General features: G+C 51.7%; 6 protein-coding genes. All 6 read left to right on the top strand.

Going from position 1 to position 14,222, the window contains the following annotated elements; genetic code table 11:
- Positions 1-660: 660 nt before the first annotated feature.
- Positions 661-3,849: a SusC/RagA family TonB-linked outer membrane protein gene (locus tag U9S71_RS17740; protein ID WP_326329036.1), complete on the top strand. Its 3,189-nt coding sequence runs from the start codon at positions 661-663 to the stop codon at positions 3,847-3,849.
- A gap of 29 nt (positions 3,850-3,878) precedes the next feature.
- Complete coding sequence (locus U9S71_RS17735) at positions 3,879-5,774, top strand: RagB/SusD family nutrient uptake outer membrane protein (protein ID WP_326329035.1); 1,896 nt, start codon at positions 3,879-3,881, stop codon at positions 5,772-5,774.
- Between the two features lie 28 nt (positions 5,775-5,802).
- Positions 5,803-8,913, top strand: coding sequence for a SusC/RagA family TonB-linked outer membrane protein (locus U9S71_RS17730; protein WP_326329034.1), 3,111 nt, complete (start codon positions 5,803-5,805; stop codon positions 8,911-8,913).
- Between the two features lie 6 nt (positions 8,914-8,919).
- Positions 8,920-11,151, top strand: a complete 2,232-nt coding sequence (locus tag U9S71_RS17725; protein ID WP_326329033.1) for a RagB/SusD family nutrient uptake outer membrane protein — start codon at positions 8,920-8,922, stop codon at positions 11,149-11,151.
- 22 nt (positions 11,152-11,173) lie between these two features.
- On the top strand, positions 11,174-12,562 hold the full coding sequence (locus tag U9S71_RS17720; protein ID WP_326329032.1) for a discoidin domain-containing protein: 1,389 nt from the start codon (positions 11,174-11,176) through the stop codon (positions 12,560-12,562).
- A gap of 165 nt (positions 12,563-12,727) precedes the next feature.
- Positions 12,728-14,203, top strand: coding sequence for a CotH kinase family protein (locus tag U9S71_RS17715; protein ID WP_326329031.1), 1,476 nt, complete (start codon positions 12,728-12,730; stop codon positions 14,201-14,203).
- The last annotated feature ends 19 nt before the right edge of the window (positions 14,204-14,222 follow it).

Genomic DNA, 14,222 nt, shown 5'->3' with positions numbered 1-14,222 from the left:
TAAAGTGGAATATCTTCAGGGAAATTGCTTTTAAAAATATGAACGATTAATCGTCCTTGCGAGCAAGCGCGTTTGCCAGTGAAAAGGAGCGAAGCAATCTGTTTTGGTCGAAGATTGCTTCAACTCGCACGATCCAACACAGTTTCGCAATGACGACAAGTTCTAAAAGCGATTTCCCTGGGAATATCTTAGTTTGCAAGTTTACTGGTGGAATTAAATATCAACGACAAAAAAGAGAACGATTGGCGCTAGCCAGGGAGATTTCCGAGGCCATTACAGGATAGAGCGGGATGGGGCAGTATGGGGCGGGTTGCCGTCCTTCTTTCGAATAGCTAGGTTTGTCTTGTTATAAAAATAAATTAATCACTGACAAGAACCATTTAAGTAAAGCTTGGAAGCTCTTTTGAGGGAGTAGGAAGTCCCGAAGTGTAAGCCGTTGTTGTACATGTAACGTAGCGAGTTTCAAGTGCGTAAACGATTTGCCATAAATGCAAATGGAAAGGACCCTTCCTTAGCTAAGGCCTCTTTTCAGATATTAATAGCCGATACCGAGTAAAAAAGTTAAGCCGTACCATTATAATAAAAACCCGATATAAGGGGATAACAATAACAGCGTAAAACGAAATTATACTATCCAAATTAACTTTAAAATCATGTATTATGCTTAAACGTTTACCGAATAAAGCGAAACCATGGATGTTTGCTTTTTTTGCTGCCTTTTTCGTCCTGTCATCTCCGGCGATATCGGTGGCACAGCAAGAAGTGAGTATCCGTGGGAAAGTGAGCGATGAGCAAGGTCCTCTGGGTGGCGTAACCGTCACTATCAAACACCGGTCCGCAGCCGTGTCTACTGCGCTGGACGGCACGTTTGTGTTGGCGGGCGTACACATTGGAGACACCTTGCAATTTCACCTAGTGGGCTATATCGACAAGGAACTGCCGGTGCCCAATAGTTCGCCCGTCAATGTCCAGTTGATGCCGGACAACGTGGGGCTGGAGGAAGTCGTGGTTATTGGCTACGGCGTGCAGAAGAAAGCAACGGTGACCGGGGCCGTCTCTTCGGTCAGTCCCGAGGAATTACGCGTATCCTCGTCGGCCAACATTGCCAACGCACTCGCCGGTCGTGTTGCCGGCCTTACGTCCATGCAACGCATGGGCGGGCAGCCGGGGGTCGATGATGCGACCATGTACCTTCGGGGTGCAGCAACCATCAATGGCACCAATCCGCTGATCCTCATCGACGGCGTACCTCGGGACAATATCCGTACCTTGGATATTAATGAGGTCGAATCGATCTCGGTGTTGAAAGATGCCTCCGCAACCGCGATATTCGGCGTGCGCGGTGCAAATGGCGTGCTGATCATCACGACGAAGCGCGGTAAGGTGGGGGCGCCCGAGCTCAACGTGAACTTTACCCAAAGCTACTCAAAGCTCACCCGCGAACCAGAACTGCCGGGATCGATTGAGTACATGAAACTACGTAACATGGCGATGGAAAACGATGGATTTGAAGCGCCCTTTACACCCAGTATCATCGCCAAGTTTGAAGATCCGCTTGCCGGCTTGGATCCGTCGGCACCCGATTATGAAGAACAAGCCGCCCTACGGCAGTGGATGTATCCCGACAACGACTGGTACCGGATGCTGGTAAGAAGGTGGTCGCCGCAGAGCAATTTAAACACCAATATGAGCGGGGGGACCGATAAAATCACTTACTTCCTGAATGTCGGCTACCTGCACCAGGGAGGAAACATGAATACGCTCTCCGAAGATATCCTGAAGTACGACCCCTCGTTTAAATTGGATCGCTATTCATTCCGGTCCAATGTGGATTACAAGGTGAACAAATGGCTCACCGCATTTCTGAACCTGGGCACGTATATTGAGAAAGTGAACATGCCAAACCCGGGCATCATGTTCGGTGGCGATCGGAATTGGTTGGTACGGGATATGATGTATCAGGCACAAACCATTTTGCCGATGACGCCGGGGCCCGTAACCATTCCGGGATTTGGTGTTCCACCCAACCTTCCGCTAGATCCCACGTACTTGACCAGCGGGCACTACGCCGACCGGTCGCCGTTTACGATCATGAACTGGTATGGCTACGACCTGCGAACCCGCTCCAACCTGAACTCTTCCTTTGGACTGGACTTCAACCTGGACGGGATTACCAAGGGGCTGGCCCTGAAAGGGATGATTTCGTACGATGCCTTCGGAGAAAATCTGGTAAGGGGGAACAGGAATCAAACCGAATACCAGGCCTTTATCAACCCCGAAACGGATGAACTCACCTTCTCGGTGTTTCAGTTGAAACAAGACAATTTTTGGTTAACCTATGGCCAGGGCTCAAGATACAAGGTCAACATGCAGGGACAACTCCTCTACAACCGGTCGTTCGGAAAACATAACGTAGGCGGTATGCTCCGTGCCGAGCGGGACTACTGGGATTCGGGCGGAGCCGATATACCGTTCAATGTGTTCGGTGTTGCGGGGCGGGCCACGTACGATTATGACGGGCGTTACCTTGCGGAAGCCAACTTCGGCTATAACGGGTCGGAGCAGTTCTCCCCCGAGAAGCGATTCGGCTTCTTTCCCTCGGGATCGATTGGATGGGCGATCAGCGAAGAGCCCTTCCTAAAAGACAACCCGTACCTTACCTTTCTGAAAATCAGGACGTCGTACGGAAAGGTGGGGAACGATAAGATGGGGAGACTCCGTTTTCTCTATCTAGACGATATCACCGTGGGCGGTGGCGGGTTCTCGGGTAGCCTCGCCGCTGGGAAGCGGGTAAACGAGGGGTTGTTGGGCAACCGGATGCTCACCTGGGAAGTGGCCAACAAATACAACCTGGGTATCGACTTTTCGATAATGAAGGATATTACCGGGCAGGTGGATATCTTCCGTGAGCACCGCTCACAGATCCTCCTGACACGCAGTAGTATCCCCAGATGGCAGGGTGTTCCCCTCGGCAATATTCCGAAAGTGAATATGGGCGAAGTGGAGAACCAGGGCTATGAAATTGAGTTGGGGTACAACAAGCGCGTCAATGACAACCTGTTCCTCCATTTCAGGGGGCAACTTTCTTATAACCGGAACAAGCGCACCAATGTGGATGAGGTGCCGCGCGATGATACCTATGCATACAAATATCGTGGCACGGGTTATCCAATTGGGCAGGCTTGGGGATATCTCATTGATTGGGACCAAGACGGGGGGTACTGGAACGAAGAATCGCTGGCCGATCCGGAGCGCGTTTCGTACGGGTTCGGCACCCCACGTCCCGGCGATTTCGTCTACAAGGACCTGAATGGCGATAATGTGGTTGATGACAAGGACCAGGCGCCCATTGGCGTCGGTCATATTCCGCGATACAGCTACGGCTTTTCATTTTCGGCCGAATGGAAGTCGTTCGACGCCTATATCTTCTTCCAGGGGCTGGGCAAGTTCAATTCCGGTTTTGCCGCGCAGGGCACGTACGAAACGACGCTTGACGGCACCTATTTCCCTTATCACAAAAAGGCGTGGACCGAAGAGCGTTGGAAAAATGGCGAAGAGATTACCTACCCGGCACTGCACTCGGAAGAGGGCGTAAACCACAGGGGGAACTCGTTCTTTATCTTTGATCGTGATCTCTTCCGGCTGAAAAACTTCGAGGTCGGCTATACACTCCCGGCCAATTCGCTGCGATTGATCGGAATCTCCAATATGCGGGTTTTTGTGAATGGGCAGAATGTTTTTACCTGGTCATCCAAATTCAGGCCGACACACCTCGACCCGGAAAACGACGATTCGATTGGCTACCCACAGACCTCGATCTTCAGCTTTGGGACCAATATCAAATTCTGACCATACTCATATTGTAAAAAGATATTGTTATGATTAACCATATATTTAAAATCAAAAAAACACTGGCATTGGTTGCACTTATTCTGCTCGGTGGGTGCTCTGATGTATTGGACCAGGCGCCCGACGGGAAGATTGCCCTGGCGGATGTTTTTAAAGATGATGAAAAAACCGCTGCCTATCTGAATTCCTGTTACGCCTACATCCCCGGCGAAGGGAAAGCTTATTTTTTCCATATGCGTGGACCGGTAGACTGGAGCGACGAGTCTTGGGACACCGATGCCGAGGCCGAACCGTGGATCACCTCCGGACAATTGTATAGCGGAAACGTTTCGGCTGCCGCTCATTTTAACACCCAATGGGCTGATGGTGGCAACGGCAACTATTGGGTACGCATGTGGGAAGGTATCCGCAAATGCTCGGTATTCCTCGACAACATCGATGCGGCCAAGGTAAAGAGCGAGACCAACCGTGCCCGGTGGAAGGCCGAAGCACATCTGCTGCGGGCATACTATTACATGGTTCTGCTCAAGTTTTTCGGCTGCCCGCTCCCGGTTATTAGGGCAGCACACGGGTACGAAGATGATTTCTCCGAAACGGTTCGCAGTTCGTACTATGATGTGGTGCAGTTCATCATCGAAGATTGTGATGCGGCACTTTCCACGGCGGAACTGCCCTGGCGCATCACGACGAATGCCGAGGCATTCCGGTTGACGAAAGCGGTTGCCGAAGGGATTAAATCAAGGATGACGGTTTATGCCGCAAGCCCCTTGTACAACGAAGGAAATGACTATTGGGATGAAGCGTATCAGGTAAATAAAGCTGCGCTAGACAACCTGAAGAAAAACGGATACGAGTTGTACGACCAGGTTAATTTCGCGTCATGGAGCGACAACCCGGATGTGTTTTTGCCTAACGATGCCGCGAAGCTTTTCAATGAGTATTTCTGCAACAGTATGGCTTACGAAAGTAACCCGACCGACAAAGAAACGATTTATCAGACCAATGTGGGTCAAGATGGCTTCGGCACCGAGGGTGTGGGGGCCCAGGGCGGGTACAAGTCGGGATCATGCCCATCGCAGGAAATCGTGGATTGTTTCGAAACCATCGACGGGCAACCCATCCTGAACCTGGCGAAACCCTACAACGATGAAGTTACGCATCTCCAGCCCAACTTTAACGCCGCCAATACATTATACGATGAGCAGGATCCTTACGAAAACCGCGACCCTCGGTTTTACGCCTCCATTTATTACAATGGTTCACAACGTAAATGCTATTGGCCTTTCGATGAAACGTCGGAAAGCATTGAAAATTATCCGGCAGGGCGGGGTTACCGCACGCGGGTGATTGCAACCTGGGAAGGTGAACCCCAAACCGGTATTCACCCCACCATCCGGAAGGCTACGCGCACCGGCTATTTCCTGAGGAAGTTCCTCCATCCGAATACCGGACAGGAAGTTGTAAACGTTGGGATGGCCCGCCCTAAAGTCATGCGATTGGGGGAAATATATTTGAATTTTGCAGAAGCCGCTGCCGAATCCGATCACCTAAGCGAAGCGTATGAGGCGGTCAATACCATCCGCCGTCGAGTCAATATGCCTGATCTGCCGGAGGGTCTTTCAAAAGACCAGCTCTTGCTCCGTATCCGGAATGAACGCCGGGTGGAGCTTGCGTTCGAGGCCCATCGTTATTTTGATGTCCGCCGTTGGCATACGCCCAACGAGGACCTCGAGAAAACCGATCGCTGGATTACCGCGGCACATATTACGCGCAACGACGACGGGACATACACGTATGCCAGGGGCCCCGTGTCGCGCGAGCGGCTGAGCTATACGAATAAGTTTCTGTGGTTCCCCATACCGCTTGATGACGCGAATATCATGATCGGTCTGACCGGGGAGAACTGGCAAAACCCGGGGTGGTAATTTGACTGTTAATTCAAAAACGAGATTTATGAATCATTTAATAAATAAGGCTGTATTTCCGTTTGTTTCACTGCTTTTGTGGGTGGGAGTCCTTCAAGCGCAGGTCAGCGGAACGGTCAAAGATGAATATGGTGCGATACTGCAAGGGGTAACCGTTGCCTCGGAAAACGGTAAAAACACCGCCGCAACCGATAAGAACGGCCATTATGAAGTACGAACTGACGATGGTAGCCAATACGTGGCCTTCTCGCTGCGCGGATATCTTTCGCAAACCCATGAGATTACCGATGGGGTGCTGGATGTGACCCTGGAACGGGCTGAAACGTATGACCTGGACGAAAAGCTGTATTTCGGCAATTATGCCCAACCGAAAAAAGAGGTCACCGCTTCGACCGTTAGCGTAACAAGCGACGAGCTGCGCCGGTCGCCGGTCGGCAACCTTTCCATGTCACTTTCGGGGCGTTTGCCGGGATTGTTTACCCGCGAGACCTATTCGGAACCGGCACGCACCAACACGCAACTTTGGGTGCGGGGCTATTCCACCCCCAATGGTGGGGCGGCCATGATTGTCATCGACGGCTTCCCGTATGACTACAATGCAAACCAGCTGTTCGAGTATATCACCGCCAACGAGGTCGAATCCATCGATATATTGAAGGACGCAGCCGCCCAAGCGCTGTACGGGATTCATGGGGCGAATGGTGTGATTGTCATCACCACGAAACGCGGCATCAAGCAGCCGCTGAAAATAGAGGCGGAAGTTAACCACACATTTGAACAACGGACGACCACCCCGCCCCACATCAATTCGGCTGATTTCGTGCGACTACGGAACCAAGCGGGTTATAACGACGGCAGTGGAATGTATTCTTATTTCAGCCAAACTGCGGAAGAGGGGTTCGCCTCGGGCGAAGACCGGGATTATTTCCCCGACAATAATTGGCGGGCCATGAATGCCAAAGACATTACCCACATGAATAGGGTGAATGTTAATCTGACAGGCGGGGGGGATAAAGCCGTTTTTTACACCAATGTAAACGTATTGCATCAGGATGGCATGTGGAAGATAGCTCCCACGACTACTGATTATAATCCCAACAACAATTTCCTTTGGGCGAATATCCGTTCCAACGTGGATGTCAACCTATCGAAATATTTCTCTATCGGGATGAACCTTAGCGGCAACATTAAGCGCGAAAGAACGCCGGGGGGCCATGCGGTAGAGTTAACATATGGAGGTAGTTGGGACGGGTTCGCACAGCGAATCTGGTATCGTTTTTTCACCTTACCGCCGTATAATTACGGACCAACCACACCACTGGTACAGGACCCCGAGACCGGTGAGGTGTCGGGGGGCGAGGTCGTCGTTACGGAAACGGAGCCGATCACCTCGTGGGCCGTCATCAACCGCCTGGGTTATGACCAATATACGGTCACCAATATTTACGCACAGTTTGCGCCCAAGCTCGACCTGAGCTTCTTAACCCCCGGGTTAAGCCTCACCGGCCACTACGGCTACCAGACCAACGCGGTCAAAGGGCTATTCGTAAACCGTACCTATGAAGAGTGGGTGCGTACGCGCGATTATTCCGAGTTGGAGTTCGAAAAGATCCGGACACAGGTCAACAGCCCATTGCAGTACAGAAGCAGCACGAGTTTTTATTATAACCTGAACTATAAAGGCACCTTGAATTACCATCGACGGTTCAACAAGGTGCATGATGTAAGCGGCATGGCGTACAGCTATTACCAGCACCTCAACAAGGCGGGGGGCGGCTTGCCTTACAAGCGGCTAAATTCGGGGCTGAGTGTGGGTTATGGGTTCGATGACCGGTATTTGGTTAGGTTCAATCTGGGTTATTCCGGCTCGGAACAATATGCCCGGGAAAACCGGTTCACCGCTTTTCCCGCCGTTTCAGCGGGCTGGGTGGCCTCCAACGAGTCATTTTTAAAAGAAAACCCCATTATTACCTACTTGAAATTCCGGGGTTCGTGGGGTAAAACAGGTAACGACCGCGGGATAGGCCGGTACGTTTACCTCGACAATGTTACGCTGACGGGCGGCGGATTCGGGTTCCTGGGCGGCCATAATGTGAACGAAGGCCAGGTTGCCAACCCCTTTCTCGACCCTGAGATTATTACGAAGCGGAATTTTGGGGTCAACCTGACGCTGTTGAACAACCTGACGCTGTCGGCCGACGTATATAACGAGCGGACGGAGAATGGCGTAACCAGCGCCATATCAAAAACACCGTCCTACCAAGGCGTCCCGCTTGGCAATTATCCGCGCACCAACGTTGGGATCTACGAAAATAAAGGATATGAGGTGTCGCTCGATTTCACGAGGGACCTTAACCGCGATCTGACGCTGTCTTTGGGCGGATGGTTGGCCTATAACAAAAACAAGGTCATTTTCTGGGACGAAAGTGAACGGGCCGAAGATTATGCCTTCCGGCTCCGCTCGGAAGGGTATCCAATCGGACAGCAATGGGGTTACATGGTCGATGACCATAACGGCAACGGGTATTTCAACACCCAGGAAGAGATTGACAACAGTGGGCTCACTTATGAGATCGGTACGCCACGGACCGGTTACCTGAAATACTATGACCTCAACGCCGACGGTAAAATCAATGATAAAGACAAGGTACCCCTTGGAAACGGCACTTTGCCGAACTTCTTTTATGCGTTCCATGGCGGATTCCAGTACAAGCGTTTTGATTTCAATTTTCTTTTCCAGGGTGTAGCCGATTATTGGACGGTTGATCTGTCCAATGGGCGGGTGGAGTATAATTTTGAAGGCATTTATACCGAATGGCATAAGACCGCTTGGACGGAGGAACGGTACGCCAACGGCGAGGAAATCACCTACCCGGCATTGTCTGCCAAGAAGAATTCCAACCACGAAGCCAGTAACTTCTTCGTTGAAGATAAATCCTATCTCCGGCTGAAAAACCTGGAAATGGGGTATACCTTCAAGGTCTACAACGGTATCAGGCTGTTTGTGAGCGGGCAGAACCTACTGACGTGGGATAAGTTGGACCATGATATCTATGGGCCCGAAGGGCACTACAGCGGTGGTATCGAAGGGGTTCCGGTATATCGTTTATACAATGTAGGATTAAGTGTTAAATTCTAAAACTGAATGATGATGAAAAGATATACTATCTTCTTGATAATTGCGCTGGTAGCCTGTTTTACCCCTTCCTGCAACGATCTGCTGGAGCTCGGGTATGACGGCCGTTCCTCGCTCGACGAACTGTTCAAAACCAAGAACGGTGTGCGGGGATACCTGAATTCGTGCTACGGATCGCGCATCTTTCCCGATATCAACCGCTCGGCACTGACCGACGAAGCGCAAAGTTCCGAGCGGGTTTTCCAGGGTTCGCTCCCTTCCCTGTGGTATGCGGATGCTTTCTCGGCCGCTAACTATTCCAATGTGGATGGGCAGCCATGGACCGGAATCTACCAATCCATCCGCAAGTGCAACATCTTTCTGAAACGAATAGAAGGTGCTTCCGCCGACGACCTGGCTTCGCTCGAGGATGAGATTACCTCCTGGAAGGCGCAGGCGCATACCCTCCGGGCGCTTTATTACTTACAGCTGATCAAACGCTACGGTGCGGTTCCTTTAGTTACCGAATCTTACGAGATCGACCACGATTTTAGCCAGGATGGCCGTTCATCGGTGTCGACCATTGTTTCGCAAATACTGGCCGACTGCGATGCAGCCATGAGTGCTCCGGAATCCGCGTTAGGTTTTTCCTGGACGGTTCGCGTCGGCGAAAACTGGATCATGAACCGGGCCGTGGTGCAGGCCATCCGTTCGGAGGCCATCCTTTACGCGGCCAGTCCGCAGTTTGCCGACGGTACCTATTCGTGGAACGACGCCGCTGGGATTACCGGCAATGCATTGTCCAACCTTTTGACCAATGGCTACGAGCTTTGGACGGAGACGCCCGCCGCTGATGTCGCCCAAAACACCTATGAGTTCTATTTCATTACAGAGCACGATGAGCAGCGGGCCCGCGATAAGGAAACCATTTATGGCGGACCGAGAGTGAATATATGGGGAAGCCACGGTATGCCTTCCACGCCGGGGCAAAGCTCGGCGGGCGCCAGCCCCACGCAGGAGCTCGTGGATGCCTATGAGATGCAGGCTACCGGCCTGCCTCCGATCACCGGCTACTCCGATCCGCAGCACTTACAACCCATCATCAATACGGCATCGGGTTACGACCCCGAAAATCCCTACGAAGGCAGGGACCCCCGCTTCTATGCAACCATTTATTTCAATGGCGCGGTACGGGACCTGGGCGCGGTATCGGGCGGACTGGCCAGGGATGACCATTACCCACTCGGAATGACGACCTCGGGTAATAATATCTCGGTCACGGAGGAAGACGGTGCATTTCGCATCGAAACCCTCGGCGGCGACCCTTATGCCCCAACGACAACCCTCGGCACCGACATCAACGCTTCCGCGGGTTCGATATTGCTTAAATTCAAATACAAAAGCAACAGGGAAATCACCAATGCGCAGCTCTTTTTCCAGTCGCCCGGTGCTGCGGGCGGGCAATCGACCCCGGAGAACGTGGTCCTTCATAAATCGGACGAATGGATAGACTTCGAACTGGATTTGACTTCTTACAGGAGCGAGAGCTGGTGGAAATGGGGTGCGGCCGACCACTCCTTTCGGTTCGATGTCGGTGCGGATGAAGGAAGCATCGTATACGTGAAAGATATGGAAGTTAACGTGCGGGTCGAGTCGACGCCCGCAGACCCCTGCCAGAGCTATGTTGGTGGAAAGGATGGCATCTCGTCTACCGACCGACGCGCTACCCATACCGGTTACTATCTGCGGAAATACAACAACTGGAAATCGGGACGCGACAATAACGCCGACGGAGAAATCCGTATGTTCCGTCTTGCCGAAATGTATCTCAATTTCGCGGAAGCCGCCTATCAATCGACGGGCAATCCCGACGCGGCCGTCGATATCGGCAACGGCATCTCCATGAGCGCGCGCGATGCGGTCAACGCCATCCGCCAACGAGTAAATATGCCCGGCCTGCCCGCTGGGCTATCGAAAGATGAATTCGAAAAACGCTACCGCAACGAACGCCGGGTTGAACTCGCTTACGAGGGACACCGTTATTTTGATGTGCGCCGCTGGCAAATCATGGAAGATGTGGAACACTACGTCACGGGGATGCGGATTACCCCAGCCGGCGGTGATTCATTCACCTACGAACGGATTGGGTTCGAGCGCGAATCTTCGAAGGAAAAATTCTATCTCTACCCCATCCCGCAGGATGAAATCAACAAAATGCAAAGCCATACCGGTGCCGACTGGCAAAACCCGGGCTGGAATTAATCAATGGAAAGGAAATGAGTATATGAAACATATTCTAACATTAACGGCCAGCATATTGTGCGGCGTGTTTATTCTTAATTCCTGTAGTGAACCTTACGCAGAGTCGATCGAGCTGGAGCGGTTTATGCTCCTCTCCCTGTCGGGAGCGGCAGACAGTCCGATCGAACAGACGGTCAGCCTCGACGATCCGTTTACCTATCCGTTGTCGGTCTCTTATGGCGGTACCACCAATTACGACCAAGGGGATATCTCAGTGAATCTTGGCGTAGACAATGCACTGGTAGACGGTTATAACGCCGATCATAGTACCGCGTATTTGCCGCTACCCGAAGGCTCTTGGTCGCTCGACAAAACCGCAATCGTTATCCCGGACGGTGACCGCATATCCGACGTTGCCACAGTGACCGTCGATCCGTCGTTGGTCAATTTTGCGCACGATTACCTCCTGCCGGTGACCATGCAGTCCGCTACGGGCGATAAAATACCGATCAACGAGGAACTTAAAACGGTCTATCTCGTCATTAAGGGCGACGTGGAACTCCTGCCGGTCGAGAACCTATGGACAGCCCATGGCTCCTCATCCGTTTGGCAGGAAGGCTTCAAGGTGGAGAACGTGTACGACGGAAACCGGAATTCTTATTGGCACAGCGCATTGACGGGCATGCCCCAATGGTTTGCGGTCAACATGAACGGATACAAGCTCGTTGAAGGGTTCTCTTGGATCAACCGGCAGGAGCCCGACCAACACGCCCTTCCGAAGCACGTGAAATTCGAGACCAGCATGGACGGGGAGATCTGGACGGAAGTGCTCGATGTGCCCGAATTGCCCGCTTCGCGTACCATGCAAGTGTTGGAGCTGCCCGAGAAGGTCGTTGCCAAATATTTCAAGGTAACTGTGCTGTCTAACTGGGCCGATGCGCCCTACACATACGTGGCCGACGTATCTACCTGGGCTGGAACGAAACCGACGGGCGAGTACGACTGGGAAAAGAGCACCTGGGAAGTGATTGACTATAAATCGCAATGGAACGACGGCATGGGGGTCAGCAAAATCTTCGACGGCGATAAAAACAGCGCGTGGCACAGTGAGCCTTTCGATGCTACCAAAAACGGCATGCCGCAATGGTTTGTTGTCGACATGATGAAGGTAAGGCCGGCCATCAAAGGGTTCCTGATCTGGAACAGGCAAGATGACCACGGAAGCGAACCCAAACACGTCGTCTTCTCCGTCAGTGAAGACAACACCAATTGGACGACGGTACTCGAACTCGACGAAATGTCGAACGATTTCTCGAAGGAGCTGGATTACAAGACGACCACCCCGCAAGCGGGCCGGTACCTGAAGGTAGAAGTGCTGTCTAATTGGAGCGGAGGTGCTTGGACGTACTTCGGCGAAATCACAACGTATTAATCGTTGATAATAAGGAGGGGTCTCATTTCCGAAACCCCTCCTTTTCAATTTAATGAGCGTAAGCCATTGCCCCGCTCCTTGGGGTTGGCTTTCCATTTAATGTAGGTGTCCGCCTGTAAGGCATATACCAGTTGCTTATCGGCAACGGGGCACGAATTAAACAAGATGATGATAAAAAAATTACAGGCCAGCGTACACATCCCACTGATGGCGTTGTCGGTTCTATCCTTTCTTTTTGTTTCATGTGAAAAAGAGAAGTTAGCCCCTAAAATATTTGCCGATACCGAAATCGGTAAGCTCCCCGATCGGCTGGTTTTCAAGCTCGGGGAGACGCCAGATTTCACCGGGTTGGAGATATCCGAGGTCTATACCGACAGCACACGGAAACCGACCCCCCATTTCAAAACGGAATGGACCGGGGACATCTTCAAAAAGGGGACATCGAATGTAACCGTTCGCGCTCGTGATCGTGAGGCGACGTTCCAAATCACGTTCAGCGACGAACTGGTCGAAACCGGGCTTCCTGTCCTGTACATCGACACCGAAAATGAAAAAGCGGTCGATTCGAAAGACGATTATGTCAACGCCAATATGGTGGTCAAAAATGCAGGAGAAATCGTTTCCGAGAACGCGTTACGAATTAAAGGCAGGGGAAACGCGACATGGACCTATGAGAAAAAGCCTTATAAACTGAAATTGGACAGTAAGGCACCCATGCTGGGAATGGAGGAAGCTAAGGACTGGATTCTGCTGGCTAACTATTGTGATAAGACGTTGCTTCGTACCAGCATCGCCTTCGAGTTGAGCCGGCTGATGGGTTTCCCCTGGACACCCGACGATCGATTTGTGGAAGTGGTGCTTAATGGTGAATATCTTGGGAATTATCAGCTTACCGAAGCCATTGAGCAAGGGAGCAACCGTATCGATATCCCGAAGACGGGTTTTGTTTTCGAGCGCGACGGCTATTATGAGCAGGAGCCGAAATACTTTGTCTCGGCATCGAGGGGCTATGGCTATTCGTTTAAGAACCCCGACCCCGAAGACGAGCTGAGCGACGACCAATGGCATTATATCAAAAACTATGTGGACGCGTTCGAGTCTGTCCTCGCTTCGGAAACATTCGCCGACCCGCAGCACGGATACCCGAGTTATATCGATGTATCGAGTTTCGCGCGGTGGTTCATTTTCCAGAATATCCTGGCGAATATGGATACGAATGTCTATCTCATTAAAGAGGATGCGAACGATGCTAAACTCTCCATGGGCCCGGTTTGGGATTTCGAATGGTCCATCGGGATCGGATGGTATGACGGCGTAAGGCCGAGGCCCGCCGATTATTACGTTTGGGAGTCAAACGCCTTCTATTACGATCGTCTCCTGCAAGACCCCGAATTTAAAGCCAATGTGAAGGCGATGTGGAATAGCCTTGATGTGAGGGACGCTATCTTGCAGCACATCGATGAAGCGACCAGCCTGCTTGAAAAGTCGCAGGAATTGAACTTCAAACGTTGGGACATCATGAATACGCGAGTGAGTGTCGGCGGGATTCCTATGGGGTCGTATGAGAAAGAAGTGGAGGTCGACCGTCAGTTTTTCATCAATCACATGAACTGGTTGGATGGCCAAATCGCCAACTATTGACGTGGCTTTTGGGCAAAGG

The sequence above is a fragment of the Parapedobacter flavus genome, assembly GCF_035818675.1.
GTDB lineage: Bacteria > Bacteroidota > Bacteroidia > Sphingobacteriales > Sphingobacteriaceae > Parapedobacter > Parapedobacter flavus.
The sequence above is the reverse complement of the archived record's forward strand: the minus strand, read 5'-3'. Positions and strand labels throughout refer to the sequence as shown.

Coding starts and splice junctions, on each gene's coding strand:
- U9S71_RS17740 (WP_326329036.1), top strand. CDS start 661: ATGCTTAAACGTTTACCGAATAAAGCGAAACCATGGATGTTTGCTTTT.
- U9S71_RS17735 (WP_326329035.1), top strand. CDS start 3,879: ATGATTAACCATATATTTAAAATCAAAAAAACACTGGCATTGGTTGCA.
- U9S71_RS17730 (WP_326329034.1), top strand. CDS start 5,803: ATGAATCATTTAATAAATAAGGCTGTATTTCCGTTTGTTTCACTGCTT.
- U9S71_RS17725 (WP_326329033.1), top strand. CDS start 8,920: ATGATGATGAAAAGATATACTATCTTCTTGATAATTGCGCTGGTAGCC.
- U9S71_RS17720 (WP_326329032.1), top strand. CDS start 11,174: ATGAAACATATTCTAACATTAACGGCCAGCATATTGTGCGGCGTGTTT.
- U9S71_RS17715 (WP_326329031.1), top strand. CDS start 12,728: ATGATGATAAAAAAATTACAGGCCAGCGTACACATCCCACTGATGGCG.